Raw genomic sequence first — 25,325 nt, forward strand, 5'->3', positions numbered from 1 at the left:
ATATGCATTGATGCTATGCTGAAAGCAGCTAATAAATTGATGAATGGGGTGCTTAAAAACAATGAATATGAGAACCATTAGCGGGCTTGTCCTCCTCCTGCTCGGGGCTTGTCTTTTTCTAACCCAAGGGAAAACTTTCGGTCCAGGACAAATATTCGCGTACTTCTGGCCAGCGATCTTCGTCATCCCCCTTGGGTTATTCTTCCACTGGCTTTACTTCACCATGATTGGGCGCAAAGGAATCGGTCTCTTGATTCCCGGAGGGATTCTGTTTACCGCTGGCGTCGTCTGTCAGATCTCTATGCTTTTCAATAGCTGGGGTTATATGTGGCCGGGCTTCATCCTTGCAGTAGCCGTTGGGCTATTCGAGTTCTACTGGTTCGGCAACCGCAACAAATGGATGCTCATCCCGATTAATATTTTGACTGTTCTCTCCCTGCTTTTCTTTGCGGTTTTCTCAATTGGCTCGATTTATAACCATTTCATATTGAGCCAGCCGATCTTCGCAATCGTCTTTATTCTCGCGGGAGCATTTATTTTGCTCGTGAAGAAAAAAGACATTTAACAGCCTCCCTCTGCGATGTGGTATAATCACGCTTACGAAGTAGATTTGCTACGCAAATCTTTAAGGAGGAACAATCACATGCTGTCTTTTGAACAAAAGCTTTCTATTATAGAATCCTTTCCTGAACTCCAACGAAAGGACGTTTCTCTCGGCCGTACAAACTTTCATTATGAAGAAAGTGCTCATGAGAAGAAATCGGTCGTGCAGCATTTGCATCCGAATGGCAACGGATATGTATTCGCTGGCTTAGTGGCCGGTGTCCCAACCGATGAGAAGGGGCTCGTTAACATTCGCGACTATAATGAAGAAGAACTGCGCTCCTTGATCGCGAAGGCGATTTCTTCCCTTGCCACCGCTCCACCGGAGAAGCCTGCTTCCAAGAAAAAGAACAAGGCTAAGCAGCCGCAGGAAGAACGCTGGATCGGTCCGAACGATGCCGTGCTGACCCTGTTGTTCGAAGAGGATCTCTGGTATTTATATGCAGATCTAAACTTGGAATCGGCATTCGAAACGTACGAGGAAGCTGAGCAATACTTAGAAGAAGAGCAATTCTCACGTGCTTAATGAAATGAAATAGGATTTCAGAAGGAGAAGCATACTCATGTTTCTCCTTTTTTACATTTTCATAAAAAACAGGATTTCGACTTCCGGTGTCTAATTGTAGTATGTGCATCTTAGAAAAACGGGGGAGGAAATTGTCGTTGTCTATCAAAGCGAAGCTATCATTCTCCATATCCATTATTGTGACTGTGGTATTGGCGCTTAGTATTATTATTTATTATTTCACAACAAAGTCCGAGCTGGAGTCTCAAGTCGTAGAGCAAGTACATAATATCGCCAATCAAATCGGTATTACGCTGGAGAGCTCTGAGGCTGCAGTACAATCCATGGAGGATACAATCGGAGAGAAGCTGCGCACTGCCGCTTTGTCTGCTAAGCTTCAGCTTGATCCCGATATCAATAATGTAAAAAATGAGCAGCTTGTTGAGCTCAGTCAGCAGCTTGGCGTTGATTATATATCGCTTTGGGTAAGGGTTGGCGATGATGTAGTAGTACGCAAATCGTCAGAGCCCAGCGAAATAAATGCCAGCTCCATGACCTGGGATTATTGGCATACCGCTTTTCTTCAGCTATTCGAGACGCATAACGTGACGATCGATAAAGGACAAAAGCTGGAAAACTTTTGGTCCGGACCGTATAATTTCGCAGATACCGCTCCTGAGAAAATTCGTAAATGGGGCTATTATTACGACGGCACCACGAATTATATAATAAACCCGTTCGTTAACGCGCAGATGTTATTGGATTTCAAAGAATCGACCGGGACAAGCAAGCTTATCCATAAAATAATAGCTGACCAAAAAAACGTGTTGGAAATAACCGGTTTTGATCCAAAGTTTTTCGGAAAAAGCCCTATTATTAAAATAAAAAAAGGAATGCCCGTTTATAACCTAGACGTTCGTGATATTCCTTTCGGTGTCTATACGTATAAAGACAAAGAAAATGATTCCCTGCATATTCAGGAAGCCCAGAGCAGCGGAACTACGGTAACAGCTCTAAGCACTGTAAATGGAAAAAAATTAATTAAAACCTTTATCCCTATAGCCGTCAAAGAAAATTATGTCATATGTATCACCTTTGACTATGCTGCTGTATCAGGGCCGCTTAACCAACAGCTCTTTTTACAGGCCATGATTTCGCTCGGACTTATACTCGTCACCATGCTGCTAAGCTATTTAATCGCAGAGTTCATGCTCCGCGGCCTTAACCAAATTTTCAAAAAGGTAAACGCTATAGCAGAAGGAAATTTCGGAGAAACCATTACGATTAGAAGCAAGGATGAGCTTGGGCTGCTTGCATCGCGAGTCGATACCATGGGCCACAATTTGTATAACTATACGACAAAATTAAAAGATGCTGCTGAGGAATTGCGAAGCACCAAGCAATATCTAGAGTCCTTCGTCAATCATACCTCCGATGCCATTCATGTTGCCAATCTATCCGGTAGTATCATTCAGGTGAATCGAGCTTTCGAGAAGATGTATGGATGGACGACAGAGGAGGCGATCGGCCACCCCTTAAATAATGTGCCGGATGACTATCAACAGTCCCAAAATGAGCTTGAAGCTATCGTCCTTAGCGGCGGCTCCGTAACGGATTTCGAAACTGTTCGCTATACGAAAGCAGGTACCTTAATCGATCTGAGCCTTACCATATCGCCCATTCGCGACGAACAGGAAGCTATTATCGCTATAGCGTGCATTTCCCGCAATATTACCTCTCGCAAGCAAACAGAGGAAATGATTAGACGGTCAGAGAAGCTCTCTGTCGTCGGTCAAATTGCTGCGGGAGTTGCACATGAGGTTCGCAACCCGCTTACTACACTTCGCGGTTTTGTGCAGCTGCAGAAGCAATCGGGATCCCTGTCGCCCGGACACCTTGATCTTATGCTTGCCGAGCTAGATCAGATTAACATGATTGTCAGCGAGTTTCTTATATTCGCCAAGCCTCAAGCGAATCACTACCAGCCGGTTAATGTAAAAACCATTCTAAAGGACATGATGCTGCTGCTTGAATCGGAAGCAAAGATGAACAACGTGAAGCTCGTCATGCAGGCAGATGCCGACCTGCCGCTTGTAATGGGTGAGGCTAATCAATTAAAGCAAGTATTTGTTAATATTATGAAAAATGGGATAGAAGCGATGACCAGCGGCGGCAAGCTCACCGTAGAGCTGAAACGCTATACGAATCAAACGGTTATTCTGCGGTTCACTGACCACGGCGGCGGCATTGCAGAAGAAGATTTGCTGCGGCTTGGCGAGCCATTCTTCACGAAGAAAGTAAATGGGAATGGTCTAGGACTCATGGTTAGCCAGCAAATTATTACAGGACATAAAGGAACGATTCAATTCCGAAGCGAAGTAGGCAAAGGAACATGTGTGGAAATTACATTGCCTACGAGCAGCTAGGGTCATATACTCAGCTGCTCTTTTTCGCATTATTTTTGAAGATGCTGAAAGTCATATGTTAAAATGTTACAATAGTCTTTATCCTTCTCAATGGCTTATGCTTCTTTCTAAATAAAGTGATAACCACTTCACAACCTTGGGAGACAACTATTTCAATGATAATGAATTCCCCTATTTCCCATTATATTATTATTGTCATCATAGCCGGCGTCCTTAGTGTGCTTCTTGCTATTTATGCCTATTTTAAAAAAACAAATTTTTCGGGGATGAACATGTTTGTCTGGACATCCTCTTTAACAGCTTTATATACCTTTGCCTTCGCATTTGAGCTGGCAAGCGATTCCCTGCGCGAAATTCGCTTCTGGGTAAATATCGAATATATGGGCATGCCTTTTATTGCGCCATGCAGTCTGCTGCTCGTTATGCATTATGTAGGGTTAGAACAATTTACTCAACGCAAAATAAGATGGCTGCTCTTTGTTATTCCCGCCATTACTTTACTAATGGTCTTAACCAATGAGTATCACCATCTATTTTATAGATCCTTTTATTTGCGTCCTAATGTGTCTTCTCCGCTTGCCGATGTTGTGCCAGACATATGGTATTATGTGCATGGAGGTTACACCTTTGGCACAATGTTCGCCAGTCTGTTCCTGCTGTTCAGCTATTGGAAAAAAACAAAAACCATCTATCGTAGACAAATAGCCATGATGGCGCTCGGCATTTCACTGCCTATGACTGGTGCTTTATTGTATGTACTTGGCATGGTACCGCTAGGAATGGATCCCGTTCCTATTCTACTATGCATTACATCGCTGCTTTACGTGCTTTCTATTTTCTCTACAGGTATGCTGACTGTTGCTCCGATTGCGCGAGAGCATATTTTTGAGAGTATGCGTGATGGTGTGCTGGTCCTTAATTTATCGAATCAAATCATGGATTTCAATAGTGCAGCGGCACAAATCATCCCTGCTCTCACTTCCTCTACCATCGGCAAGAAGCTTGAGCATATTTGGAGGCGCGGAGCTGAATCCGGCGCTTTCTCCTTCGGACTTGATCCCTCCGGCGAGCATGAACAAGAGCTGAAATGGATACGGGGCAAGGAAACGTTCTACTATCGCGTTCGTGCCTCTGACCTCCTAAGTCCAAACGGCCAGATCGCGGGCAGAATAATTGTTATGATCGATGTAACAGAGCATACCTTGCTTCAGAATAAGCTTCGTCATCTTGCAGAAATTGACGGGCTCACTTCCATTTATAATCGTAATTATTTTATGGAAAAAAGCAGAGAGCTGCTTGAAGATGCCCGCAGCAAGCACCAGCCCATCTCATTCATCTTGTTTGATATCGATTACTTCAAGCAGATCAATGACCGCTATGGGCATAGCTTGGGGGATTTCGCCCTTCAGCATACGGTGAATATTTGCCAGCAAACCCTTGATGCTTCAGCAGTCTTCGCCCGCTATGGCGGTGAGGAGTTTGCCATTTGCTTACCTAAGACAACAATTGCGGAAGCTGGCCATATTGCCGAGCAAATCCGTAAGCAAATTGCCGAGAATCCGCTCTATAGTGCAGCCAAAGCGATATCGATCACGGCGAGCTTCGGCGTGACAGAGGCAGTTGATGAAGCTCATGTGCCGCTAGAGGCACTGCTTCGAGACGCGGACGATGCCCTCTATCGTTCTAAACATAAAGGGCGCAATTCCGTGCATCTGTCAAACGGTGAATACTTACATGCGAACGAATAAAAACAACCATACTAACACGGAAGAGAAAGGTCGGGTTAAAGCCATGTTTACTGCAAATTCTATTCGTAACAAGCTGCGATTTCGGCCAAGCCCGCCGCAGGTCATGGCCTTCGGTTTCATATTAATTATTTTCCTTGGCGCAGAGCTGCTATCTCGTCCTATCTCCTATACGAATGATCATGCCATTCCTTTTATTGATGCTCTATTTATGTCTGCCAGCGCAACCTGTGTAACAGGTCTAACTGTCCTTAGCCCAGGCATCCACCTTTCCTCCTTTGGACAAGTTGTCATGATTTTACTCGTTCAAATAGGCGGGCTCGGATTTATGACGATGGCGACTCTATTCGCGCTGCTTTTCCGCAAACGCATATCTTTCCGCGAGCGTCTCGTATTGAAGGAATCGATGAATTATGGACAAACAGAAGGAATTGTGCGTTTGATACGTAAGGTATTGCTTTACGCCCTAGTCATTGAATTGACAGGCGCCTTCCTGCTCAGTGTCTATTTCATGACGGAAATGCCTGTCTCCAAAGCGGTTTACTTTGGTGTATTCCATAGCATCTCTTTTTTCAACAATGCCGGCTTCGATTTGTTCGCCCAGTTCCCGGAGCGCGCAGGCAGCCTTATCCATTATGTAGAGGATCCTTTTATTAATATTGTTTCTATGCTGCTCATCTTCTTCGGAGGAATAGGATTTATTGTCATCTCAGAGATTGTTACATTCCCCAAAAACAGAAAGTTCAGCCTGCACAGTAAAGTGGTCCTTTCCGTAACAGGAATACTGACTGTATTTGGAGCTATCGTGATCCTTATGCTTGAGTTTAGCAACCCCGACACGCTTGAGCCTTTATCGGCCAGCGGCAAAGTTCTCGGATCATTCTTCCAATCCGTAACGGCGCGCTCCGCCGGCCTAAGCACGATCGATCCGTCCTCGCTTCGGGAGGTAACTCAGTTTTTCCTCATTCTGCTAATGTTTATCGGGGCAGGTCCCGGATCGACGGGAGGCGGTATTCGAGTGACGACCTTCGCGATACTGATCGGGGCAATGATCGCCATGATTCGCGGAAGAGACGATGTCATTCTGTTCCGCTTCCGAATTGCCAAGCAGCAGATTCATCAAGCCATTATGTTTACCATGATTGCATTCACAATTATATGCACAGCCGCCATGGCGCTCTCTATAACAGAAAGAGGTTCCTTTCTAGCGATTTTATTCGAGGCTACATCAGCCTATTGTACGGTAGGCATGTCAGCCGGGTTAACAGATCATATAACAGATATAGGTAAAATCATTCTGATTCTGCTTATGTTTGTCGGTCGTTTAGGACCCGTTACGCTTGCTTTTGCCCTAAACACAGGCTCAAAGAAAGAGCTGTACCGATTCCCAGAAGGTAAAATAACGATCGGTTAGTGCATTGATCCTACTCTACGCTCTCTCCTTCAACTGCATTTGCATGGCTAATCTTACGAGTGATACTATAATTATAGGATGCTTGATAGGAAGATGAAGGAGATTAGCAAGATGAAACAAAATTTCGGTATGGATACTGAGGCTATTTCAATCATGAATTCAGATGTCAAAAAGAAACGCGTGCTTATTGTAACTGCGGTAGAGGCCGAGAAGGACGCAGTACTTCGTGGTTTATGCGGCGCAGAAGGCGTTGATGTTATAGCAGTCGGCGTAGGCTCTGCTGCAGCAGCTGCCGGAACGGCAGCTGTACTGGCATCTAATGCAGAACAATATCACTTCGTTATTAGTGCCGGTATTGGCGGCGGATTCGCCGAGAGAGCCGCAATCGGCTCTCTCGTTGTCGCTGATGTTATTGTTGCCGCAGATCTAGGCGCACAATCGCCGACAGGATTTCTTAGCCTGGACGAGCTTGGATTTGGCTCAGCACGCGTAGCGGTTAATCCGGATTGGAGCAGCCGTCTATATGCGGCTATCCGTTCAGCAGACCTGACGGTATGCTGCGGGCCCGTGTTAACCGTAACGACCGCAACCGGTACCGCAGATACGACTGAGGAGCTGGCTATACGTGTTCCGGGCGCGGCTGCCGAAGGCATGGAAGGACATGGCGTTGCTGTAGCAGCTTTCAACTGCCATATCCCCGTTGCCGAAATACGGGCCATTTCCAATGCCGTTGGACCGCGCGACCGCGCCGCTTGGCGAATAGGCGTCGCATTGTCCGCTTTAGAAGCAGCAAGTCAAGCCATACGGGAGGTTCTCAAATGAATATAGCTTATTCCCCTTGTCCCAATGATACTTTTGTTTTTCATGCACTAGCGCACGGCCTGGTCCCAGGCGCGCCCAAGCTAAATGTTACGTATGCGGACATTGATATAACGAATAATTGGGCTGCTGCCGGGGAAGGCCCCGAAGTCATGAAAATTTCATACGCGGCATTGCCTTGGGTTTTATCTGAGTATAAATTGCTCCCATGCGGCGGCGCTTTAGGCAGAGGCTGTGGACCGCTATTACTAACAAACAGCAGTGAAACAGACTCAAATACACCTGAGGCTCTAGCAGGAAAACGTGTAGCGGTTCCCAGCGAGCGCTCGACCGCTTACCTACTGTTCAGGCTTTGGGCAGCACGTCATGTACCCGGCGGGGTTGGCGAAATTATCGTCATGCCTTTCCATGAGATTATGCCAGCAGTTCGCGACGGCAAGATCGATGCGGGGCTGGTTATCCATGAAGCCCGCTTTACTTATCCGTCCTACGGGCTGACCATGCTCACTGATCTTGGAAGCTGGTGGGAATCCGATACAGGCTTGCCCATCCCGCTCGGAGCTATTATTGCAAAACGCTCTCTGGATACGGACTCGATCGCCGATTGGATTCGCGCGTCTGTCGACTATGCATGGACTCATCCCGACGAATCGAGAGACTATGTGATGCAGCATGCCCAAGAGCTGGCCCCAGAAGTAGCCAAGGCGCACATCGAGCTTTATGTGAACTCCTTTACAGCCAATTTAGGCGATGATGGCTATGCAGCTGTAACCGCTTTGCTCGGCCGCGCCGCTGAAGAAGGACTCGTTCCCAGCTTCGACCTGAGCTTGCTTCGCTAATCCTTGTCGTATAGTAATAGAAAAAAGCAGTTTCTACCGTTTGCCGGAAGAACTGTTTTTTTCTGCATTATACACAGTGCATATGAACAGAATATGAAAAGCGGTCCAGTGCCAATCTGCCTTGCCCTATAACTTGCTTTCATCAGCATAACAAATAATAATAATGGTAGGGCATATGGATTACTTGATGAATTCATATTTCTACATATGTCGAAGCAGAACCACATTTCGCAAGAAGAAGGAGAGATCAGCATGGAATTAAAAAATAGATCGGCCATCATTACTGGAGCAGGCAAAGGTATTGGTAAAGCAACTGCGCTGGCTTTAGCAGCTGAGGGCGTCAACCTTGGACTAATCGCTCGGACAAGCTCCGACCTGGAAGCACTGCAAGCCTCGCTTTCAAATACCTATGGGGTAAAGGTGTTTATTGCCACGGCAGATGTAGCCTCGAAAGAAGCGGTTGATCAAGCGGTCTTGGCTTTGAAAAACAGCCTTGGCTCAATTGATATTCTGATTAATAATGCTGGGATCGCATCTTTTGGTACCGTCCTTGACATGGAACCAAGCGAGTGGGAGCGCATTATTCAAACCAACCTGATGGGCACGTATTATGTTTCTCGCGCCGTGCTTCCAGTCATGCTGGAGCAAAGCTCCGGAAGCATTATTAACATCGCATCTACAGCAGGCGAGCGCGGCTTCGCAACCGGCTCTGCCTATTGCGCTTCAAAGTTCGCCGTTCTAGGGTTGACTGAAGCTCTCATGCAAGAAGTGCGTAAATCAAATATTCGCGTAACTGCTCTTACGCCAAGCACTGTTAATACAGAATTGGCGACAAATGCAGGACTGAAAATCGGGGATGAGGATCGTATGATGCAAGCAGAGGATGTAGCCGAGCTAGTACTAGCTGCATTGAAGCTCCCTGACCGCGTGTTTATCAAATCAGCAGGCATTTGGACTACAAATCCGCAATAATAGAAATCACATAAACCCTAGCGCCTTTATCTTATCGGCAGCAAGGGTTAATGGAGGTGCTTCATACTATGCCTATTCAACATATTCCCTTATCTATCTTGGATCTTGCTCCAATCGTAACCGGCGGCACACCAGCGGACTCGTTCCGCAACACATTGGATCTCGCCCAGCACGCTGAGAAATGGGGATACCATCGGTTTTGGCTTGCTGAGCATCATAATATGCCGGGTATCGCCAGCTCAGCAACCTCTGTCGTAATTGGATATGTGGCAGCAGGCACCGAGAAAATTCGCGTAGGCTCCGGAGGAATCATGCTGCCTAATCATGCACCGCTCGTTATTGCCGAGCAATTCGGCACACTAGAGTCGATGTATCCCGGACGGATTGACCTCGGACTCGGCAGAGCTCCGGGCTCCGATCAGGTTGCTGCACGCGCGCTGCGAAGAGGGCTAGGCAGCAATGGAGAGGACTTTCCTGAGCAATTAAATGAACTGCGCCATTATTTCCATCCCGATGCTGAATCCCGTGCAGCCTTGCCTAAAGCAGTTCCCGGCGAAGGCTTGAACGTGCCGATCTGGCTGCTGGGCTCAAGCGGCTTCAGCGCTCAGCTTGCCGGACATCACGGTCTTCCCTTTGCGTTCGCCAGCCACTTTGCTCCCGACTTCCTGCTGCAGGCATTGAATCTGTATCGCAGCAACTTCCGTCCATCGGAAGCGCTGGAAAAGCCCTATGCCATGGTCGCGGTAAATGTCATTGTCGCGGATAGCGATACAGCTGCACGCTGGCTTGCGACCTCACAGGAGCAAGCCTTCCTGAACCTTATACGCGGCCGGATGGGCCAGCTGAACCCGCCTGTAGACAGCATGGACGGACTGTGGAATGAACAGGAAAAGATGATTGTTCAGAAGCAGTTAAGCTTTACGATTGCCGGAACGAAAGAGACGGTTAAGGAGCGGCTGAATGCCGTGCTGGAACAAACGCAAGCCGACGAGCTGATCGTTGTCAGTCAAGTGTATGATCATGCGGCTCGTCTGCGCTCCTTCGAATTATTGGCTGAGCTTGTTAGAGAAAGTCGCATTGGAGCGGTCGATTAATCCGATTTATCAACAGGATGCACAGTGCTTAGCAGCACTTTCAATATTTGAACATTTGACGTGAGCCTAAATTCTATGAATAATAGAAAATAGCTATTTTGCTAGGAGGTAATCATATGTCCATTGTTCCGCAACTATTAGAGTTCAACAAAAAGTTCGTCGCAGAAAAGCAATATGAATCCTACTTGACTGATAAATTTCCCGATAAGAAGGTAGCCATTCTCACTTGTATGGATACGAGGCTCGTTGAGCTGCTGCCTAAAGCATTAAATTTAAAAAATGGCGATGCCAAATTCATAAAAAACGCCGGCGCAATTCTAACTCAACCGTTCGGAAGTGCTATGCGGAGCATCCTTGTTGCGGTTTATGAGCTGGGGGCCCAAGAGGTGCTCGTCATCGGCCACCACGGCTGCGGCATGACAAACCTCGATACCAAAGGTATGATTAGTAAATTTCCTGAGCGCGGTATCGACCCGCTGGCTATTGAGACACTAGAAAACGCCGGCATTCGTATGGAAAAATTTCTACGCGGCTTCAGCAGTGCTGAGGAAGGCGTCAATCACAGCGTCCAGATGATTCGTAAGCATCCCTTGTTTCCAAAGGATGTTCCAGTTCACGGCTTTGTCATCGACCCCGTGACGGGCGAGCTGGAGGTTACTATGCTCGATGATCGAGTATAGCAAGTTTTATAAATAGTAAGCAGAAAGAGGAAGGTGCCTAGGCGCCTTCCTCTTTCTATTGCTTGCTTATTTAAACCGGATGTACAGCAATATAGATTTCAGCTTCTGCATCATTCGGGTTGAAATTACGGGTATCATACAGCTCAAAATCCCCCGTATAGGCTCTTTTAATTGCTGAATGCTCGAAAAGAGACCAGATCTCCTGCCACGCCTGCAGCACTACCTCCTGCACCGGGCCTTTCTTCGTTTTAAATACCATATAATGAGCCTCAGGAACGGAAACCAGCTTCAAGTCTTCAGGAATCGGATGCTCTGCGTCGCCTCGTTCATGGCCGAGCAGAGCCGTATACGCGCCGCTAGCGTCGCTCTCGTAATCGGTATATAACCCGTAAAGGAGGTGGCCGTTGTTAGCCTGGATGCGTTCTGCTATCGAGCTTCGAAAATAGGTGTTCCAAAGCTCAGGCAATTTTCCGTTCGGCCCTCCTTCTTCGTTATTAGTTGTTCGGGCGCTTATACCTACGAGCTGTAGAGCTGGATTTATTATTATATTGGCTGACATCTCTGTTCCCCATTTCCTTGTTTTGATTCTCATTGTACATGAGGAAATTGGACAACAGTTTGTCTTAGTTCAAGTAACGCTTCAAAATATTTCGGGCACGCCGGATCATTTCCTCAGCCGCATGAGACGGCTGCTCGACCTTCACGTTATCTCCATAGCTTAACAGCATGCCGTAAAACCATTCATCCAGGGCGAACTCCCCTTGCACGCGCAAGGAGCCGTCCTCCAGAATCGTCACTTGATCTGGAGGAAAGGTATCCAAGGCCCGGTAACGTACCTTCGGGCAAAATAATAGCGTCATGTTCGTTTTGGCTTCTGGGCTCCATTCGGATTTCCAAGCGTAGCTGCTAAGTGAAGGCGCAGTGCGCCGTTCAAAGGTTTCCATCCGTGTATGAAGCTCCTGTATCCGAGATAATCGAAATACACGGAAATCATGGCGCAGCGTACAATAACCATGTAAATACCATATATTCCCTTTCAGAATGAGCGCGTAAGGCTCTACCACTCGCGTGCTTTCCGTGCCATTCATATTGATATAGGTTACCTTTATACGCTTCAGCTCTTCAATCGCTTGCTTTAACTCGTTCACTTTATGACGCGCTGCAGGTCCTTGTCCCCAAGGATTGAGATCAAAAATAATCCCTTCCCCCCGCTGCTCAGACTGACGCTTGTCCGATTTCGTTAGCAGCGACGCAACCTTCTCATGCAAGCTCGCGAATGTATCATCATCAAGCGCGCTGCTGATGCCTTTCACTGCAGCGATCACGGATGTTATTTCACTTAATGATAAATACTGACGCGAGAGGGTGAACTGCTCCATAATCTCAAATCCGCCTAATGTGCCTTGTCGGGCAAAAATCGGTATTCCTGCTTGGTTCAATGTATCCATATCCCGATAAATTGTTTTCGTGGATACTTCAAACCGTTCGGCCAGCTCCTTCGCGCTCATTCGCTCGCGATTAAGTAGGAGCACCGTCATCGCGAGCAACCGATCAATTTTCAATATAATCCTACTTTCTATGGCTAGAGTCTTCTACTGGAATCTAATTTTAACAATGGTTCCGCTCTCTACAAAGCCTATGTTCTTGTAGAGCTTATTGTAAACAATGTTCTTTTTGTCCGCATAAAGCATGGCTTCTCGGTTCTCCTCTTCCAATTTCTCACAAAGCTCGGCCAAAATCGCGCTCGCATAACCACTTTTGCGCAAACCAGGCGACGTATAGACCGCATTAATCCGTCCATGACGCGGAGAACGATACGCGATGCTTGCCATTGCAACCGGCAAATGATCTACGGACCAGAAATATAGATTGCCTCTCATCACCATTCCTTCCGCAACGGGCAGCTGGCTTGCTGGATGAAGGGTAATGCCGTAGGCGCTCTCGGAGTAGCCTGTCAGAAATTCAGCCGCTAGCTGAATATGCTGCTGCGTAGCTTGAATCATTTCTCCCTTCACCTTTGCTGGCTTAATCAAGCTCGGACAGGAGTAAGTTTCCATGTGCATATAAGCAGAATATTTCCGGTGATTCGCTTCTGCATATAATTTGGCAAACAGCTCAGCTGTTTCGGGAGTACCGCATATTTCAGGCAAATCCTTGCCTCTATAGTAATCGATAAGTTCCTGCATGAGCAGAAGCTTTTGTTCATAAGGCACATCCTCTGACAGCCACAACCAAGCGTTATGGCCCGGCGATTCTGCAAAAATCATACGTCCATCCGAGGTTTTCAGGCTCGTCGATTTCTGGAATTCACATAACAGATGAATAAAGTTGTATTTCAGCTCATCTTTCATAAACGGATACTGATTTAACACGAAATCACCAGCCGTAAGTGTTTCAAGCATGGAATCTCTCCTTAACAAACTGCTTTATTCTCTATCTTGGTCATGTTTCACACGTATTTAAATAGACCAAACAAGCGTCTCTTCAAGCCTCCTAGCATGGTTGTTTTTACGGACGAATTCATCCCTCCTATTAGCCTAAAAAACTTCTACCTATTCCTATACCCTAAATAAAAACCAATGTAACAAAACAAGAACGTTTCGTATTAAAATAATAGGCTAACCTGCCCTCAACGATCAAAGTCTTGAGATGTTAAGTCCGTGTTCACCCCGATGGCGGCTTTACTGCCCTCTCCTGCCGCAATAACGAGCTGCGCAGGCGCAATTATTGCAGCATCCCCTGCTGCGTATACGCCCATCACGCTTGTCCTGCCGAAATCATCTGTCACAAAGCCGCCTGATTCGTTCGTACTGCAGCCAAGTGCTTCACCGAATGCCGCAGCATGGTCCCACTGCGGATGGACAAACCCTCCGATACAGTCCGCCTTTGTATGATTATCGAAAATTATCGCGGTAAGCTGACCGTTCGTGCCAACTAATGATTTGATCCGGTGCGCATTCACTTGAATGCCTTTGCGTCCTAGCTGGGCGATTTGATCGGCGTTCAATTTGTTAGAGCCATTCGTGCATACAAGAACATTTCTGCTCCAGTTGTAAACGATCTTTGCACCGTGGAAAGCACTTGTACCTTCCGATATCAGCACTAGAGGCTTATCCCGCAGCTCCCAGCCGTCGCAATAAGGGCAGCTAAACAAACTTTTTCCGTAAAAATCCTGTATATTAGGCACAGAAGGAAGCATTTCCTTCAGCCCTGCTGCCAAAATAATCGTTCGTGCGTAATAGACTACACCATTTCCGGTTGTAAGCTGGAAGCCTGCAGTACTCTTTGCCACCTCCGTCACTTTATCCGGTTTAATCGTTACGGAGGGATACTTAGCTATATCCTGATGAGCAAGTCTGCGAAATTCGCTTGGCTGGATGCCATCCCTTGTAATAAAGCCATGAGATTGGTGAGTCACCGCATTTCGCGGTTTATTATGATCAAATAAAATAACATTCCTGCGTGATCTGCCCAGCACTAAGGCCGCATTCAGCCCAGCTGGGCCGCCGCCAATAATGGCGCATTCTATCCACATCGCTACCACTCCTTGTACCGACCTGTAAAAACAATATTTTATTTCAAACAAACGATTGCTTATCTTTATTCCGTCTATTATGGAAGGATGCATGCCTAATTAGCGCACCGTTACAAAAATTAGAATACTCTCACTTTTGTTTCCTCTAATCGACAATATTCAGCTTAAAATGTACAATAATGCTAGCTATAATACATAAAAATATGGTGGTGGCTCTTATTATATACGCTTTTTCTCTATTATTGTCCTTTACGATCGTTTACTTCTTAATTCCGCCGTTCGGTCGGCTGGCTTTCCGTCTAGATTTCGTAGACAAGCCTAGAAAAGACGTGGAACGCAAGCTCCATCGAGAGCCGATCCCGCTCACAGCAAGCTATGTTATATTCATAGGATTCTTTATTACATACCTTCTCATGTCTAGAGACTTCTCCATGGAAACTGTCGCTATATTTGCTGGGGGCGTGCTTCTGCTCATTATTGGGACAATAGACGATTGGTACAAAACAAAAGGCAAGGACTTTCCGTCGCTTCCAAAGTTTATCGTGCAAATTTCTGCGGCTGTACTCGTCTATGCGTCTGGCATCTCATTTACAGGGTTTTATAATCCGCTTTCTGGGGAATATGTATGGCTTCCGGTTATACTGCAGTTCTTACTTACGATTCTGTGGATATTCGGAGTTACAACCGTCATTAATTTCTCAGACGGCATGGATGGATTAGCTGGGGGACTCACTACCATTTCGGCCATTACGCTGTTCATTGTCGCTATTGCCAAAGGACAATCCAACTCCGCTATCATGGCGATCATTTTAGTCGGCGTAACCGTCGCTTACTTGCGCTACAATAAGCCTCCCGCCAAAATCTTCATGGGAGATGCAGGAGCAACCTTTCTAGGCTTCATTCTGGCCGTAATCGCTTTAGACGGCGCCTTTAAGCAAGCTACCCTGCTGTCATTATTCATCCCGATACTAGCAATCGGCGTACCGATATTCGATAATCTGTTCGTCGTCGTGAAACGTATGCTGCAGGGCAAAGCGATTTATGAAGCCGATGCAAGCCAAGCTCATTATCGATTATTACGAGCTGGCCTCACTCATAAGCAAGTCGTCTTGTTTCTTTGCCTAATTAGTACTTGCCTAGGCTTGTCATCCATTATATTGCTGCTCGTGCAGATTTAACAGAAGAAGGCAGCCCGTAAACACGTCAATTCGTGTTTGCCGGCTGCCTTTTTTTTTCGTCACTATTCTGTTCCCATGCTACCCCCACCGCTAAGCAACATAGTCTATTTATGATTCGTCTAAATATTGGAAATCACATTTTAAAAGTACTGTACGCTATATAGTTATTGGATCAATAGACAAAGCATCGGAGGTAAAGGCATGCAATTCAATTTCGATTTGCCGAATAATATCATTACTATTATTTTCTCTGTCTTAAGCTGGGGCTTCATTAGTTTTTTGGTCATCCGTCAATTTTTGAAGCAAGAAGTGAAGCCCGTACTCTGGAGAGCTATCCTCGTTGCTTTGATTGGGTTAGGCGCCTTCTCATTAAATATCACCCTATTTCATACTTCTGTAAAATTACCTATTTTACCGCTCGGCGTTTGGTTTGTATATTTTCTCTTGAAAAAAACGACATTCCAGTTGTATCGGCGATTTGCTTGGATTGGATTTTGGGCAAACTTTGTTTTCTTAATAGCTACCTTACTATCTGCCCTGACCCATAGCTGGGTCTATCCGAAGGGACAAGTGTCCACTTATGTTGCGAATGTGAATGATGCAGCTATTATACGAATTGTTCCTTCCACTTCTGAGGCCTATTTCCACAAGGAGCAATTCATGAAGCAGCTTAAAGAGCTCAAGCCAACTCCTATTGAAAGTGACAATTGGTACCGGGCAATTGTATTAGAAAGCGAGAGCCCGTCGAATTATCGGAAAGAGAAGTTTCCTTATCAATTAGTTGGAGCGATGCCAAAATGGGGCAGCGGAATAGCAACCGAGATCTATATCGAGGAAGACAGCAAAGGTATACTAATCACTACAGCGAATCAGCAGTATTATTACCGCTCAACGGAACCGCTCATAGAGAGAGGGGCAGATTCTGATGAATAAGAAGAAGATTATCATTCTTGTTAGTCTAGCAGCTATAGCTTTGATCGTTATACTGTTCTACAATGCGCAACCAAAGGACTTCCCTAACGATAAACAATTAATTGAGAATATGAATGGACATTACCCGGAAGCAGGCGCCCTTAAGGTTCAAGCTGCTACTCGGTTGGATGAACGTCATGCAGTTGTTCCTTTCATATCGAGCGATGACCACTATGGCGTAAGCTATTGGATTTGGAAAGGGTTGAAGTGGAAGCTTGCGCGGGTTGATACAGGCGAGCCGAAACTATGGAAGCTCAATGCTAACGATCCCTCTACTTACTACCTAGTCTGGAACATTGACCCTAAGGATCAGTTAAACCGGATTAATTATTATTTAATCGGACCACGAGGGTATTCCATTACTCAGAAACCTGAGTCCAATATCTATACGCCAAAAATTCAGAAACAATTTTCTTCCGCAGTGGAAGAGCAAACATATGGTGTGCTCCAGCTTCCCGAGGAATGGGTGCAAATAATGAGCAGCAGTCTTCAATTGAATAAAGCGAGGCAGCCCAGTGATATTTTCCAAAATAGAAGTTTCGGCTCTCCTATTCATGTCGCTTGGATGCCTATTAACCAAGCAGAAGAAATGAAAAATCCAATTTACACCTTTAACGGAGGCCATTATCAATTAGAAAAAATAAATTTAGATTATTTACAAATTATTAATCAAGATGAGTTGGAGTTGCCCTAATACACTTATTTCATTTATGCGAATGAGGATATGCTGATTTATCATCAAATAATGAAATAAATGGAGTAAATCGAACTGGATAGAGTGGTTTAGAGTTAAGAAATGAAACTATCAACCACTCGCGATCCCTTCTGTTTTGGACAACGCAGCAAGCGTGTTACCCTATCATTTCGACACGGCTCCTCGTTCAAAGGCGACAATCCAATCGCCTTGAATTGCAGCATATCCTTCATCGCCTTCGACAACTAAGCCGAATAAGTTTTTCACATCCAGATATTCTTTCCGATCGCCGTTGTCAAACTCCAGTGTTATATAGTAATACGTGCGGGATGATGAGTTAACAGAATGCATGCTCTCATTGCCAATGTTAGACTGGCTCGTATGATGGCGAACCTCCATTCGTTTGGTGATAACCCGGGCAAATACAGATTGGCGAGGCGATTTCACATTGTTAAAATAACGTACCCCGTTTGTAGCAATTCCTATAATGACAATCACGAACACAATGACAATAATAATAGGAACGATCGTAAACATCATGTCAAAGCCGCCGCCCATAGGCATTCCCATACTTATCATCTCCTTCTCTCTTCTGTCTCATTGTTTATATGTACGGTGAGACCCGTCATTTTGTTTCAAGCCCATTTTCCAATCATCTCCTTTTCGGAGAACTTAAGTTGAATATTCCGCAACTAAATATGTAATAAATTCGTCTTAATTTGATAGAAAATGGTAATGGGTGGGTGATGCTGCTTTGAAAATGAAATACAGGGTAGCGCTAGCATTAATACTGGTATTGATCATTATAACAGGCACTGCTTGTCAAACGGTATCCGAACATCATAATACTACTAAGCTCTATACGGCTGCGACTGACCATATAACCGAAGAGAAGATAACACCTCTCCTCATAGCAGAAGGAATTGCCGATGCTGGTGAAGGAGCGGAAATGACGATCCAAATCTTGATGACAGAAGGCAAGGAGATTACGGATACTGAGCCTGGGCCGTTTCAGGGAACATTCCGAACGGGCAAATTTGAGGTTATTGCAATAAATTCTAGCGGTCAGGAACTAGCTCGGCTCCCTCTTAACGATGCATTCGGCGGAGAAGAGATGAGCTTTCAACAAGATGAGCCATTCGAGCTTCTCTTCGACGATTATAATGATGACGGCCAGCCGGATTTCACAATCGGACAATGGGGTGGAAGCAACGGAAACTTTTATTGCTTGCTGACGCTTGAACCGAATGGTTTCGGGATTTTAGAGAGAAATATATATTCCGCTGATCATTATCCATCCATTCGCTATGCTAAGGCGGGAGAGAAAGCATTTCTGAATAAGTATTATGATCAACTGGAAGGAAAGTATATGGATGTAGTGCATCGCTGGACAGACGGGGCATTTGTTAAAGACAAGCCTGTAGAGGCTAAGGAAACTAGTTCTGCAGGTATTTCGCCATAACATATATTGAACCCGTATAACCGCATCAACTAACACTTTTAAAGGGTGACAAAATGATCATACGCGAATTAAATAAAAATGAAGCTCCACCTATGGACTTACTTTTATTAGCAGATCCTTCTATTCCGATTGTCGAGCAATATTTGAAACGAGGACAATGCTGTGTCGCGGAATGGGACGAGGGAATAGCAGCCGTATATGTACTGCTGCCCACAAGACCTGAAACGGTTGAATTAGTTAATATTGCCGTTCGTGAGCAGCATCAGGGCAAAGGAATCGGAAAACAGTTAGTACACCACGCGATTGCATATGCGAAGCAACTCTGTTATAAGACGATTGAGGTTGGAACGGGAAATTCAGGGGTAGGACAGCTTGCTCTTTATCAGAAATGCGGATTTAGAATCACCGGTGTTGACAGAGATTTTTTCACTAGGCATTATCCAGAGGCAATTTTCGAGAATGGTATCCAATGCAGAGATATGGTGCGTTTATCTCAAGACTTATAAATGACAATCTTAAAAACGGAGGAATGATTTTGTGAGCAAAGATCATGATTTAATACAGGATACGGATGATTATATGATTTTGCTAAATGCTGCAGAAGCAGAAGAACCATTCTCACAGCTTATTTACGATCTTGCCAGCCGCTACCCCTCTTTAAAACTTCATGAATTATATAAGCTGGCCATTGAGAAGCTGGAGAAATTTCTCGAAAACCAAGTGTTGGAGATTGTAAAAATTCAATATCACCGCTGGGATGATCTCGTACAAACCCAGCATCTGACGCTGGAGCAATCATTGCATTTATTACATAAACCAGAAATATGGGATAGAGAAAGTGAATTTAATGATGTGGTTCATCGGATGTGGACAACCGAGCTAGGCCATAGTGTATTAGATGAATACGAGAAACGATTGAATAGAGATTCGACAGCAGATGAATAATTACGACATTCCACTTGATTAAACTTCAGAAGGGAATGAGTTGTTTGCCCATACATGCTGTTTTTTTGATTTATTGAAACTCTAATCGCCGGTTTACTGCCATATCACGCATTTGGGTTTAATACATATATAGAAAGCAATTTCAAGAAGCTGCTTTCACCTGATCAGCTGCTTATCGAATTAGAGATGTAGAATCGCAGGGATACAAAAACCAGTCAAGCACCTTATTCTCGTGTGTTTGAATGGTTTTTGTTAGGTTCGAGCTGTTAATAATGGGGGAAATTATGATCGGATGCTAGAGTTTTCTTGCTTTGATTACAAAAGTTACAGGAAGCATTTTTGCTTTTTTTGCAAAATCGCTGTTACTGTCCCCCGTGTCAGATTGCTCAATCATTTGCTCAATTACAAATCCCGCTTTTGCCAACGCATTCACATAGGTTGATAGTTTACGGTCCGATAATGTTAGCGTACTTTCGTCAAGAGATACTGAATACCAAGATTCATCGAAATAACTTTTTTTAAAAACAAGTATATCCTCTTCTGTAACAACACATTTATGTATAGGGTGAGACCAACTGAATATAAATACGCCGTCTTTTTTAAGGTAAGAAGCAATCCGGGAAAAAGTACCCTCAAGGTCGGTTGTCCAGCCTATGGCATAAATCGAATAAACAAAGTCAAAATAATCCACTGGCAGGCCACATTCTTCTTCCATGGGAGAACAGATCAGTTTTGCTGAAAGACCGCACGCCGTCAAATGTTGCCTTGTTTTTTCGATTTGGTTTTCTGATAAATCCATACCCCATAGTTCAGATGCTTTGCGTTCCCCCTGATATTGCAAAGATTGTCCGCTTCCACAGCCTATCTCCAGCAGCTTTTTCCCTGAGACATCGCCAAAAAGTTGGCATTGTTCTTCTGATACATATGCTCCATAAAAAGGAAGCGAAGTTGCTCCTAAAACATCATTTCCTTTTGTATCCCAAAATAAGCTGTTTGTTTTATGAACAACATTCATATCCATATCGACCGATATGGCCACGCCCGCCTCGCCAGCACCAATAATGTTTGTTCTATAAACAGAATTTTTGTCCATGCAGACACCCTCCCCAAACATATAATATGAGCCAAAACGTATATCCCGACTTGCGTGTTATCCAAATAACACATATCGAACACAAACACTATGCTGTACTAATCATAGAATAATTTACCATTTCCCTATGGACAAATCTACCTAAAATCATCCGTCCAGCGTCCATTTAATCTCGCAGACATGACCGACCCATCATGTGGCAATGGTACCGGCCTGCAAGAAAACTATTAGTAACCTTTTGATTCCATTTCTCGTCTACAGATTATAGGTCTTAAGGAGGCGATTATTGTAAAAAAGTATTTACTTACCTTCTTCTTGCTAACTCTTATTATGATCCTTGGATGTAACGAGAAGAACCAGGACTCTATCCAGGAAAACGGTGAAGTTACAATTAGTCTGATATGTAGTCGGCATGACAATACAAATGAATGCACAGACCAGCAATTCAATGATCTCCAATCCGTTCAAGTCTTCAAAACGGCTTTAGATAGTGCAGGGAAAATGGAGGGCATGATTAATTATGTAGCAGAATACAATTTGAAGATAAAATTTCAGGATCAACCAACAAAAGCTTACCATCTTTCATTAGGTACAAATAGGGATATGAAAGGACTATTGGTAGACCTTGAAAATACTAATCAAGGTTATGAAATTCCTGTAATACATGCAAACAAATTAAGGGATTTGATAAAGGGTTGGTAAATTTTACATTAAAATATAATAATTAAGGAGTAGTTTGCTGCGGCAGCCGTTAAACCAACTGGAAGAATTAGATTATAGCAATTATTTTTGGCAGGATAACGCGCTAAGATTACGCGCAATCCAACCAGAAGATTGAGAGAATACTATATCAACCGTTTTGACACCCCTGCACGGCGCGTTTAGTATGGTATTCAAAAAGACGGAGACCATCGAGGGAAGGGTTACGGTACAAGGGCAGTAATAATACTTTTAAAATATGCGTTATTCGAGAAATGACTAAATAAATTCAACCATTACGAATTTGAAGGAAACGAAGCCTCGGCAGCAATGCTGAGAAAAATCACCCCGATCGTTCGCTCCCTCCTTATCAAGACCAGTCAAAGAGAAATAAAAATATATTACACCTCATCAGAAGCAGTGCCGCCATTCTTAATGGCCCTCCAGCTGCGAACGTTGTGAATGTCGTCATAAAATTGAAATTGCTGCACCGCTTCAGCCCTGTGATCTCATCCTTCAAATAAAGCCCCCGCTCGTCTTAACCGGGTCGCTCCATTGAAAACTGCTCTCCCAGCTTAGCATAGTCATTCCCAGCCAATCGGCTGACCGGAGCTAGCGCTTCGGCGTTAATTCGCCCTTGCTCAAGCAGCTCCTCCTCGACATGGAAGCATACCACTCGGCCGATGAGCAGATCGCACGCTGGAGAACCTTCGGTACCGCCTAGCGACAGCGATTGCTCCAATACACATTCCATTCGAATCCTCGCTTCGGCTATGCCAGGGACGCTTATACGTTCACTTGCAACAGCCGTTAAGCCCGCTAAGGCAACCTCACTCTCATCCGGCGGCAAGCTGGCCGCTGTCTTATTAATCGCTTCGATATAGCTTTCATCCGAAATATGAACAACGAATTCGCCGGCCTCAATGGCATTGCGCGCGGTATCCTTCCTCGCTCCATTGGTTCGCTGTACGGATACCGAAACCATTGGCGGATTTGCAGTGACGATATTGAAAAAGCTGAACGGTGCTGCATTTAATACGCCCTCACTCGAAAGCGTTGAAACGAAAGCAATTGGTCTTGGAATAATGCTGCCGATAAGCAGCTTATAATTCGCCTGTACGCTTTGATTTGCCGGATCAATCGATAGCACCGCTATTCCTCCTTTTCAATCATGCATATAAACTACGCTAGAAAGGTCTCGTTATACCATGCTTCTGCAGCAGCCACCTCGGTATTCGTCAACTGATGGCCATATGGCTCCCAATGCACATCGACCGATGCGCCTCCAGCTCTTAATAAACGTTCTAGCTCCTCTGTCTCCTGCGGCGTGCACAGCGGATCGTTGGAGCCAGCTCCTATAAAGCAAGGCATGCCTGACATCTCAGGAAGCTCTACGCCGCGGATAGGTACCATTGGATGATGCAGAATCGCACCGCGCAGCGTGTTTTTATAATGGAACAGTAAGCTTGCCGCAATATTAGCGCCATTAGAATAACCGATCGCGACGATGTTCTGGCGATCGAAGCTGTACTCTACTGCGGCGCTGTCCAGAAATTCATTCAGCTCCTTGGTGCGGAACAGCAGATCCTCTATATCGAACACGCCTTCTGCCAGCCTGCGGAAAAACCGCGGCATTCCGTTCTCCAGCACATTGCCTCTGACGCTGAGCACAGAGGAGCCTTGCGACACTCGTTCGGCCAGCGGCAGCAAATCCCGCTCTGTACCTCCTGTTCCGTGCAGCAATAGCAGCACTGGCGCTTGTTGATCTGTTCCTTGTTTAAATATATGCTTCATTATTTATCCTCCTCTAATACACGTACTTCAAATGGTGACAACAACTGCTCGATTTGTGAACGCTTAGCCTCAAACCATTCGGGAAGCATGAGCTTCCCGCCCAGCTTATCCGGCTCTTCATCACGAGCAAAGCCCGGTGGATCGGTCGCAATTTCGAATAGAAGACCGCCCGGCTCGCGGAAGTAAATTGCATTAAAGTACTGTCGATCTATAATGGGAGTCGGCTCAAGTCCTTCTCTGGCAGCATGGTCTCTCCATAATGCATGCTCCTCGTCGTCTTTGGCTCGCCAGGCAATATGATGAACAGTTCCCGAACCGCCGTGTCCCAGCTCCATAGGCTCCATATAGATATCAATCAGGTTGCCCACATCCCCAGCTGCTTTGAATCGAGCATATGCGCCTTCGCGTCCAACACGCTCCAGACCCATCAAGCTCACGAGCAGATCAGCAGTATGATTGGGAGCTGAACTGTATAGAATTGCGCCACCGAAACCTTTAATCGCTTTATGGGCTGGAACACCGCCAAATGACCAGCTGCTTTCCTTACCGCCGTCACGAGCTACGATCTCAAGCTTCAAACCGTCCGGATCGACGAACTGCAAATAATTCTCTCCAAATCTAACCGTCTGCTCATAATCCACGCTCAACTTATTCAGGCGCTCTTGCCAAAATTCAAATGCATCTGCAGGCACGACATATGTGGTATAACCCACTTGCCCGCTGCCTACACGTCCTCTGCGAGAGTTCTCCCAAGGAAAGAAGGTTATGATCGTGCCGGGACTTCCCATCTCATCCCCAAAGTACAGATGATATACTTCCGGTGCATCAAAATTAATCGTTTTTTTAATCAATCGCAGACCCAGCACTCCCGCATAAAAGTCTGCTGTTCGCTGTGCGTTTCTGACAAAAGCCGTTATATGATGAATTCCCGATGTGTGCATGCTCATAACGGTTAGCCTCCTTTTATTTATTAATAATTTTCCTGTGCGAACCTTCCCAGCTTCTTCAGCAGCTCGCTGGCAAGCTGTTTCTCCTCCGCTGTGAGCCCGTTCTCCGCAGCCTCAATCGTCTCAGTATGCGCCGGAAAGATTTCCTCTATAAACTGCTCGCCCTGTTCGGTCAGCTCTGCATAGATCAGACGCCTATCCTCAGTTGAGGCTCGACGGCGTACCATACCCTTGTTCACCAGCTTATCGACTACATACGTAATATTGCCGCTGCTCATAAGCACCTTCTCGCCAATTTGCTGCAGCGGCTGAGGTCCTTTATGATACAACAGCTCAAGCACGCCAAACTCCGTTCGGTTCAAGCCGTTTTTGCGAATATCGCGATCTGCGTGGGCGTTAACCCATTGACTTGCTCTAGATAGAGCAATAAAGAGATCCAATGCTGCATTCTGCACCTGATCACCCATAAATATCACTCCTGCTTTTATCTCAATTTGAAATATCTTAATTTAAAGATAATAGATATTACGGATGCTGTCAACCCATGCTCCGCCTATTTTATCAAAAAACCGTTAAGGAAGCTTAATCAGCAGCTTCTTTAACGGTTTTTTGCATTTTCCTTTTTTGCTTAGCAAGCAGTTATGCTCGTCTTGTTCCGCGTAGAATCGCACTTAGAATGAGGACGACTACAATAGCGCCGATAATGGCAGGCACAATTGCGAAACCGCCAATGACTGGACCCCAGCTGCCGAGAATTAATGTACCAAGCCAAGCGCCTATAAAACCGGCAATGATGTTACCAATAATGCCTCCCGGCACATCGCGTCCTACGATAAGTCCACCTAACCAGCCTATAACTCCACCTACAATTAATGCCCATAGGAAACCCATACTTATCTACCCCTCTCG

General features: G+C 45.4%; 28 protein-coding genes. 17 read left to right on the top strand and 11 right to left on the bottom strand.

All coding sequences use genetic code 11. The annotated features are described in order from the left end of the window. Window positions 1-61 precede the first annotated feature (61 nt). The 10 genes from CEF13_RS27390 (at window position 62) to CEF13_RS27435 (ending at window position 11,097) form a co-directional block, all read left to right on the top strand. Window positions 62-565 (top strand): hypothetical protein, encoded by a 504-nt coding sequence (locus CEF13_RS27390; RefSeq protein ID WP_102715810.1) that lies wholly within the window; start codon window positions 62-64, stop codon window positions 563-565. A 78-nt stretch (window positions 566-643) separates the two neighbouring features. Beyond that, the gene (locus tag CEF13_RS27395; protein ID WP_102715812.1) at window positions 644-1,129 is read left to right on the top strand and encodes a hypothetical protein; all 486 of its coding nucleotides are present in this window, start codon (window positions 644-646) and stop codon (window positions 1,127-1,129) included. Between the two features lie 137 nt (window positions 1,130-1,266). Further along, the gene (locus CEF13_RS27400; RefSeq protein ID WP_166742925.1) at window positions 1,267-3,534 is read left to right on the top strand and encodes an ATP-binding protein; all 2,268 of its coding nucleotides are present in this window, start codon (window positions 1,267-1,269) and stop codon (window positions 3,532-3,534) included. A gap of 155 nt (window positions 3,535-3,689) precedes the next feature. Continuing rightward, window positions 3,690-5,282: a histidine kinase N-terminal 7TM domain-containing diguanylate cyclase gene (locus CEF13_RS27405; RefSeq protein WP_102715816.1), complete on the top strand. Its 1,593-nt coding sequence runs from the start codon at window positions 3,690-3,692 to the stop codon at window positions 5,280-5,282. Further along, window positions 5,269-6,693: a TrkH family potassium uptake protein gene (locus tag CEF13_RS27410; RefSeq protein ID WP_425320555.1), complete on the top strand. Its 1,425-nt coding sequence runs from the start codon at window positions 5,269-5,271 to the stop codon at window positions 6,691-6,693. The genes CEF13_RS27405 and CEF13_RS27410 overlap by 14 nt, the downstream gene beginning before the upstream one ends. Window positions 6,694-6,846: 153 nt before the next feature. Beyond that, window positions 6,847-7,515 (top strand): futalosine hydrolase, encoded by a 669-nt coding sequence (locus CEF13_RS27415; RefSeq protein ID WP_424991990.1) that lies wholly within the window; start codon window positions 6,847-6,849, stop codon window positions 7,513-7,515. Next, entirely contained in the window at window positions 7,512-8,351 is an 840-nt protein-coding gene (locus CEF13_RS27420) for a 1,4-dihydroxy-6-naphtoate synthase (RefSeq protein ID WP_102715818.1), read from the top strand. Before CEF13_RS27415 ends, CEF13_RS27420 begins: the two co-directional genes overlap by 4 nt. 252 nt (window positions 8,352-8,603) lie before the next feature. Further along, window positions 8,604-9,323, top strand: coding sequence for a 3-ketoacyl-ACP reductase (locus CEF13_RS27425; protein WP_102715820.1), 720 nt, complete (start codon window positions 8,604-8,606; stop codon window positions 9,321-9,323). A 68-nt stretch (window positions 9,324-9,391) separates the two neighbouring features. Continuing rightward, the gene (locus CEF13_RS27430; protein ID WP_102715822.1) at window positions 9,392-10,417 is read left to right on the top strand and encodes an LLM class flavin-dependent oxidoreductase; all 1,026 of its coding nucleotides are present in this window, start codon (window positions 9,392-9,394) and stop codon (window positions 10,415-10,417) included. A gap of 116 nt (window positions 10,418-10,533) precedes the next feature. Next, window positions 10,534-11,097 carry a beta-class carbonic anhydrase gene (locus CEF13_RS27435; RefSeq protein ID WP_102715824.1) on the top strand — a complete coding sequence of 188 codons (564 nt, stop codon included), beginning with the start codon at window positions 10,534-10,536 and terminating at the stop codon, window positions 11,095-11,097. Window positions 11,098-11,167: 70 nt separating this feature from the next. Here the strand turns inward: CEF13_RS27435 and CEF13_RS27440 are convergent, their stop codons facing one another. From CEF13_RS27440 to CEF13_RS27455, 4 genes are all read right to left on the bottom strand, one after another. Then, window positions 11,168-11,656 carry a GyrI-like domain-containing protein gene (locus tag CEF13_RS27440; RefSeq protein ID WP_102715826.1) on the bottom strand — a complete coding sequence of 163 codons (489 nt, stop codon included), beginning with the start codon at window positions 11,654-11,656 and terminating at the stop codon, window positions 11,168-11,170. Between the two features lie 64 nt (window positions 11,657-11,720). Continuing rightward, window positions 11,721-12,659, bottom strand: coding sequence for a helix-turn-helix transcriptional regulator (locus CEF13_RS27445; RefSeq protein WP_102715828.1), 939 nt, complete (start codon window positions 12,657-12,659; stop codon window positions 11,721-11,723). Window positions 12,660-12,689: 30 nt separating this feature from the next. Further along, window positions 12,690-13,499: a GNAT family N-acetyltransferase gene (locus CEF13_RS27450; RefSeq protein ID WP_102715830.1), complete on the bottom strand. Its 810-nt coding sequence runs from the start codon at window positions 13,497-13,499 to the stop codon at window positions 12,690-12,692. A gap of 227 nt (window positions 13,500-13,726) precedes the next feature. Next, on the bottom strand, window positions 13,727-14,632 hold the full coding sequence (locus CEF13_RS27455; RefSeq protein ID WP_102715832.1) for an NAD(P)/FAD-dependent oxidoreductase: 906 nt from the start codon (window positions 14,630-14,632) through the stop codon (window positions 13,727-13,729). Window positions 14,633-14,835: 203 nt separating this feature from the next. Here CEF13_RS27455 and CEF13_RS27460 point away from each other — a divergent pair, with 203 nt between their 5' ends. The 3 genes from CEF13_RS27460 to CEF13_RS27470 all read left to right on the top strand — a co-directional run bounded on the left by CEF13_RS27460 (window position 14,836) and on the right by CEF13_RS27470 (window position 17,476). After that, window positions 14,836-15,810, top strand: a complete 975-nt coding sequence (locus tag CEF13_RS27460) for an MraY family glycosyltransferase (RefSeq protein WP_208414721.1) — start codon at window positions 14,836-14,838, stop codon at window positions 15,808-15,810. A 201-nt stretch (window positions 15,811-16,011) separates the two neighbouring features. Continuing rightward, window positions 16,012-16,743, top strand: a complete 732-nt coding sequence (locus CEF13_RS27465) for a hypothetical protein (protein ID WP_102715834.1) — start codon at window positions 16,012-16,014, stop codon at window positions 16,741-16,743. Beyond that, on the top strand, window positions 16,736-17,476 hold the full coding sequence (locus tag CEF13_RS27470) for a hypothetical protein (protein WP_102715836.1): 741 nt from the start codon (window positions 16,736-16,738) through the stop codon (window positions 17,474-17,476). Before CEF13_RS27465 ends, CEF13_RS27470 begins: the two co-directional genes overlap by 8 nt. A gap of 165 nt (window positions 17,477-17,641) precedes the next feature. On the opposite strand, the gene CEF13_RS27475 is transcribed toward CEF13_RS27470, so the two are convergent. Continuing rightward, complete coding sequence (locus CEF13_RS27475; RefSeq protein WP_102715838.1) at window positions 17,642-18,055, bottom strand: DUF2500 domain-containing protein; 414 nt, start codon at window positions 18,053-18,055, stop codon at window positions 17,642-17,644. Window positions 18,056-18,230: 175 nt separating this feature from the next. Between CEF13_RS27475 and CEF13_RS27480 the strand changes: the two genes are divergently transcribed. Genes CEF13_RS27480 through CEF13_RS27490 form a run of 3 tightly spaced genes read left to right on the top strand, consistent with a single transcriptional unit; the run spans window position 18,231 to window position 19,883 of the window. Beyond that, the gene (locus CEF13_RS27480; RefSeq protein ID WP_102715840.1) at window positions 18,231-18,938 is read left to right on the top strand and encodes a hypothetical protein; all 708 of its coding nucleotides are present in this window, start codon (window positions 18,231-18,233) and stop codon (window positions 18,936-18,938) included. Window positions 18,939-18,991: 53 nt separating this feature from the next. Beyond that, a complete protein-coding gene (locus CEF13_RS27485; RefSeq protein WP_102715842.1) occupies window positions 18,992-19,444 on the top strand; it encodes a GNAT family N-acetyltransferase in 453 nt (150 codons plus the stop codon). Between the two features lie 31 nt (window positions 19,445-19,475). Further along, on the top strand, window positions 19,476-19,883 hold the full coding sequence (locus CEF13_RS27490; RefSeq protein ID WP_102715844.1) for a hypothetical protein: 408 nt from the start codon (window positions 19,476-19,478) through the stop codon (window positions 19,881-19,883). A 295-nt stretch (window positions 19,884-20,178) separates the two neighbouring features. Here CEF13_RS27490 and CEF13_RS27495 read toward each other — a convergent pair whose 3' ends face one another. Next, on the bottom strand, window positions 20,179-20,976 hold the full coding sequence (locus CEF13_RS27495; protein ID WP_102715846.1) for a class I SAM-dependent methyltransferase: 798 nt from the start codon (window positions 20,974-20,976) through the stop codon (window positions 20,179-20,181). A gap of 330 nt (window positions 20,977-21,306) precedes the next feature. Between CEF13_RS27495 and CEF13_RS29775 the strand changes: the two genes are divergently transcribed. Next, window positions 21,307-21,678 carry a YhfM domain-containing protein gene (locus CEF13_RS29775; RefSeq protein WP_208414723.1) on the top strand — a complete coding sequence of 124 codons (372 nt, stop codon included), beginning with the start codon at window positions 21,307-21,309 and terminating at the stop codon, window positions 21,676-21,678. Window positions 21,679-22,213: 535 nt separating this feature from the next. On the opposite strand, the gene CEF13_RS27505 is transcribed toward CEF13_RS29775, so the two are convergent. The 5 genes from CEF13_RS27505 to CEF13_RS27525 all read right to left on the bottom strand — a co-directional run bounded on the left by CEF13_RS27505 (window position 22,214) and on the right by CEF13_RS27525 (window position 25,307). Further along, the gene (locus CEF13_RS27505; RefSeq protein ID WP_102715850.1) at window positions 22,214-22,825 is read right to left on the bottom strand and encodes a flavin reductase family protein; all 612 of its coding nucleotides are present in this window, start codon (window positions 22,823-22,825) and stop codon (window positions 22,214-22,216) included. A 32-nt stretch (window positions 22,826-22,857) separates the two neighbouring features. Then, window positions 22,858-23,469 (bottom strand): alpha/beta hydrolase, encoded by a 612-nt coding sequence (locus tag CEF13_RS27510; RefSeq protein WP_102715852.1) that lies wholly within the window; start codon window positions 23,467-23,469, stop codon window positions 22,858-22,860. Continuing rightward, window positions 23,469-24,416, bottom strand: coding sequence for a ring-cleaving dioxygenase (locus CEF13_RS27515; RefSeq protein ID WP_102715854.1), 948 nt, complete (start codon window positions 24,414-24,416; stop codon window positions 23,469-23,471). Before CEF13_RS27515 ends, CEF13_RS27510 begins: the two co-directional genes overlap by 1 nt. Before the next feature lie 23 nt (window positions 24,417-24,439). Beyond that, entirely contained in the window at window positions 24,440-24,883 is a 444-nt protein-coding gene (locus CEF13_RS27520; protein ID WP_102715856.1) for a MarR family winged helix-turn-helix transcriptional regulator, read from the bottom strand. Between the two features lie 172 nt (window positions 24,884-25,055). Next, window positions 25,056-25,307 (bottom strand): GlsB/YeaQ/YmgE family stress response membrane protein, encoded by a 252-nt coding sequence (locus tag CEF13_RS27525; protein ID WP_102715858.1) that lies wholly within the window; start codon window positions 25,305-25,307, stop codon window positions 25,056-25,058. Window positions 25,308-25,325 lie beyond the last annotated feature (18 nt).

It is taken from the genome of Paenibacillus castaneae, assembly GCF_002884445.1.
Classification (GTDB): Bacteria; Bacillota; Bacilli; order Paenibacillales; family Paenibacillaceae; genus Pristimantibacillus; species Pristimantibacillus castaneae.

Bases quoted from the DNA above. Each gene is read 5' to 3' on its own strand.
- CEF13_RS27390 (WP_102715810.1), top strand. From the start codon at position 62: ATGAATATGAGAACCATTAGCGGGCTTGTCCTCCTCCTGCTCGGGGCT.
- CEF13_RS27395 (WP_102715812.1), top strand. From the start codon at position 644: ATGCTGTCTTTTGAACAAAAGCTTTCTATTATAGAATCCTTTCCTGAA.
- CEF13_RS27405 (WP_102715816.1), top strand. From the start codon at position 3,690: ATGATAATGAATTCCCCTATTTCCCATTATATTATTATTGTCATCATA.
- CEF13_RS27410 (WP_425320555.1), top strand. From the start codon at position 5,269: ATGCGAACGAATAAAAACAACCATACTAACACGGAAGAGAAAGGTCGG.
- CEF13_RS27415 (WP_424991990.1), top strand. From the start codon at position 6,847: ATGAATTCAGATGTCAAAAAGAAACGCGTGCTTATTGTAACTGCGGTA.
- CEF13_RS27420 (WP_102715818.1), top strand. From the start codon at position 7,512: ATGAATATAGCTTATTCCCCTTGTCCCAATGATACTTTTGTTTTTCAT.
- CEF13_RS27425 (WP_102715820.1), top strand. From the start codon at position 8,604: ATGGAATTAAAAAATAGATCGGCCATCATTACTGGAGCAGGCAAAGGT.
- CEF13_RS27430 (WP_102715822.1), top strand. From the start codon at position 9,392: ATGCCTATTCAACATATTCCCTTATCTATCTTGGATCTTGCTCCAATC.
- CEF13_RS27435 (WP_102715824.1), top strand. From the start codon at position 10,534: ATGTCCATTGTTCCGCAACTATTAGAGTTCAACAAAAAGTTCGTCGCA.
- CEF13_RS27440 (WP_102715826.1), bottom strand. From the start codon at position 11,656: ATGTCAGCCAATATAATAATAAATCCAGCTCTACAGCTCGTAGGTATA.
- CEF13_RS27450 (WP_102715830.1), bottom strand. From the start codon at position 13,499: ATGCTTGAAACACTTACGGCTGGTGATTTCGTGTTAAATCAGTATCCG.
- CEF13_RS27455 (WP_102715832.1), bottom strand. From the start codon at position 14,632: ATGTGGATAGAATGCGCCATTATTGGCGGCGGCCCAGCTGGGCTGAAT.
- CEF13_RS27460 (WP_208414721.1), top strand. From the start codon at position 14,836: ATGGTGGTGGCTCTTATTATATACGCTTTTTCTCTATTATTGTCCTTT.
- CEF13_RS27465 (WP_102715834.1), top strand. From the start codon at position 16,012: ATGCAATTCAATTTCGATTTGCCGAATAATATCATTACTATTATTTTC.
- CEF13_RS27470 (WP_102715836.1), top strand. From the start codon at position 16,736: ATGAATAAGAAGAAGATTATCATTCTTGTTAGTCTAGCAGCTATAGCT.
- CEF13_RS27475 (WP_102715838.1), bottom strand. From the start codon at position 18,055: ATGATAAGTATGGGAATGCCTATGGGCGGCGGCTTTGACATGATGTTT.
- CEF13_RS27485 (WP_102715842.1), top strand. From the start codon at position 18,992: ATGATCATACGCGAATTAAATAAAAATGAAGCTCCACCTATGGACTTA.
- CEF13_RS27495 (WP_102715846.1), bottom strand. From the start codon at position 20,976: ATGGACAAAAATTCTGTTTATAGAACAAACATTATTGGTGCTGGCGAG.
- CEF13_RS29775 (WP_208414723.1), top strand. From the start codon at position 21,307: ATGATCCTTGGATGTAACGAGAAGAACCAGGACTCTATCCAGGAAAAC.
- CEF13_RS27510 (WP_102715852.1), bottom strand. From the start codon at position 23,469: ATGAAGCATATATTTAAACAAGGAACAGATCAACAAGCGCCAGTGCTG.
- CEF13_RS27515 (WP_102715854.1), bottom strand. From the start codon at position 24,416: ATGAGCATGCACACATCGGGAATTCATCATATAACGGCTTTTGTCAGA.
- CEF13_RS27520 (WP_102715856.1), bottom strand. From the start codon at position 24,883: ATGGGTGATCAGGTGCAGAATGCAGCATTGGATCTCTTTATTGCTCTA.
- CEF13_RS27525 (WP_102715858.1), bottom strand. From the start codon at position 25,307: ATGGGTTTCCTATGGGCATTAATTGTAGGTGGAGTTATAGGCTGGTTA.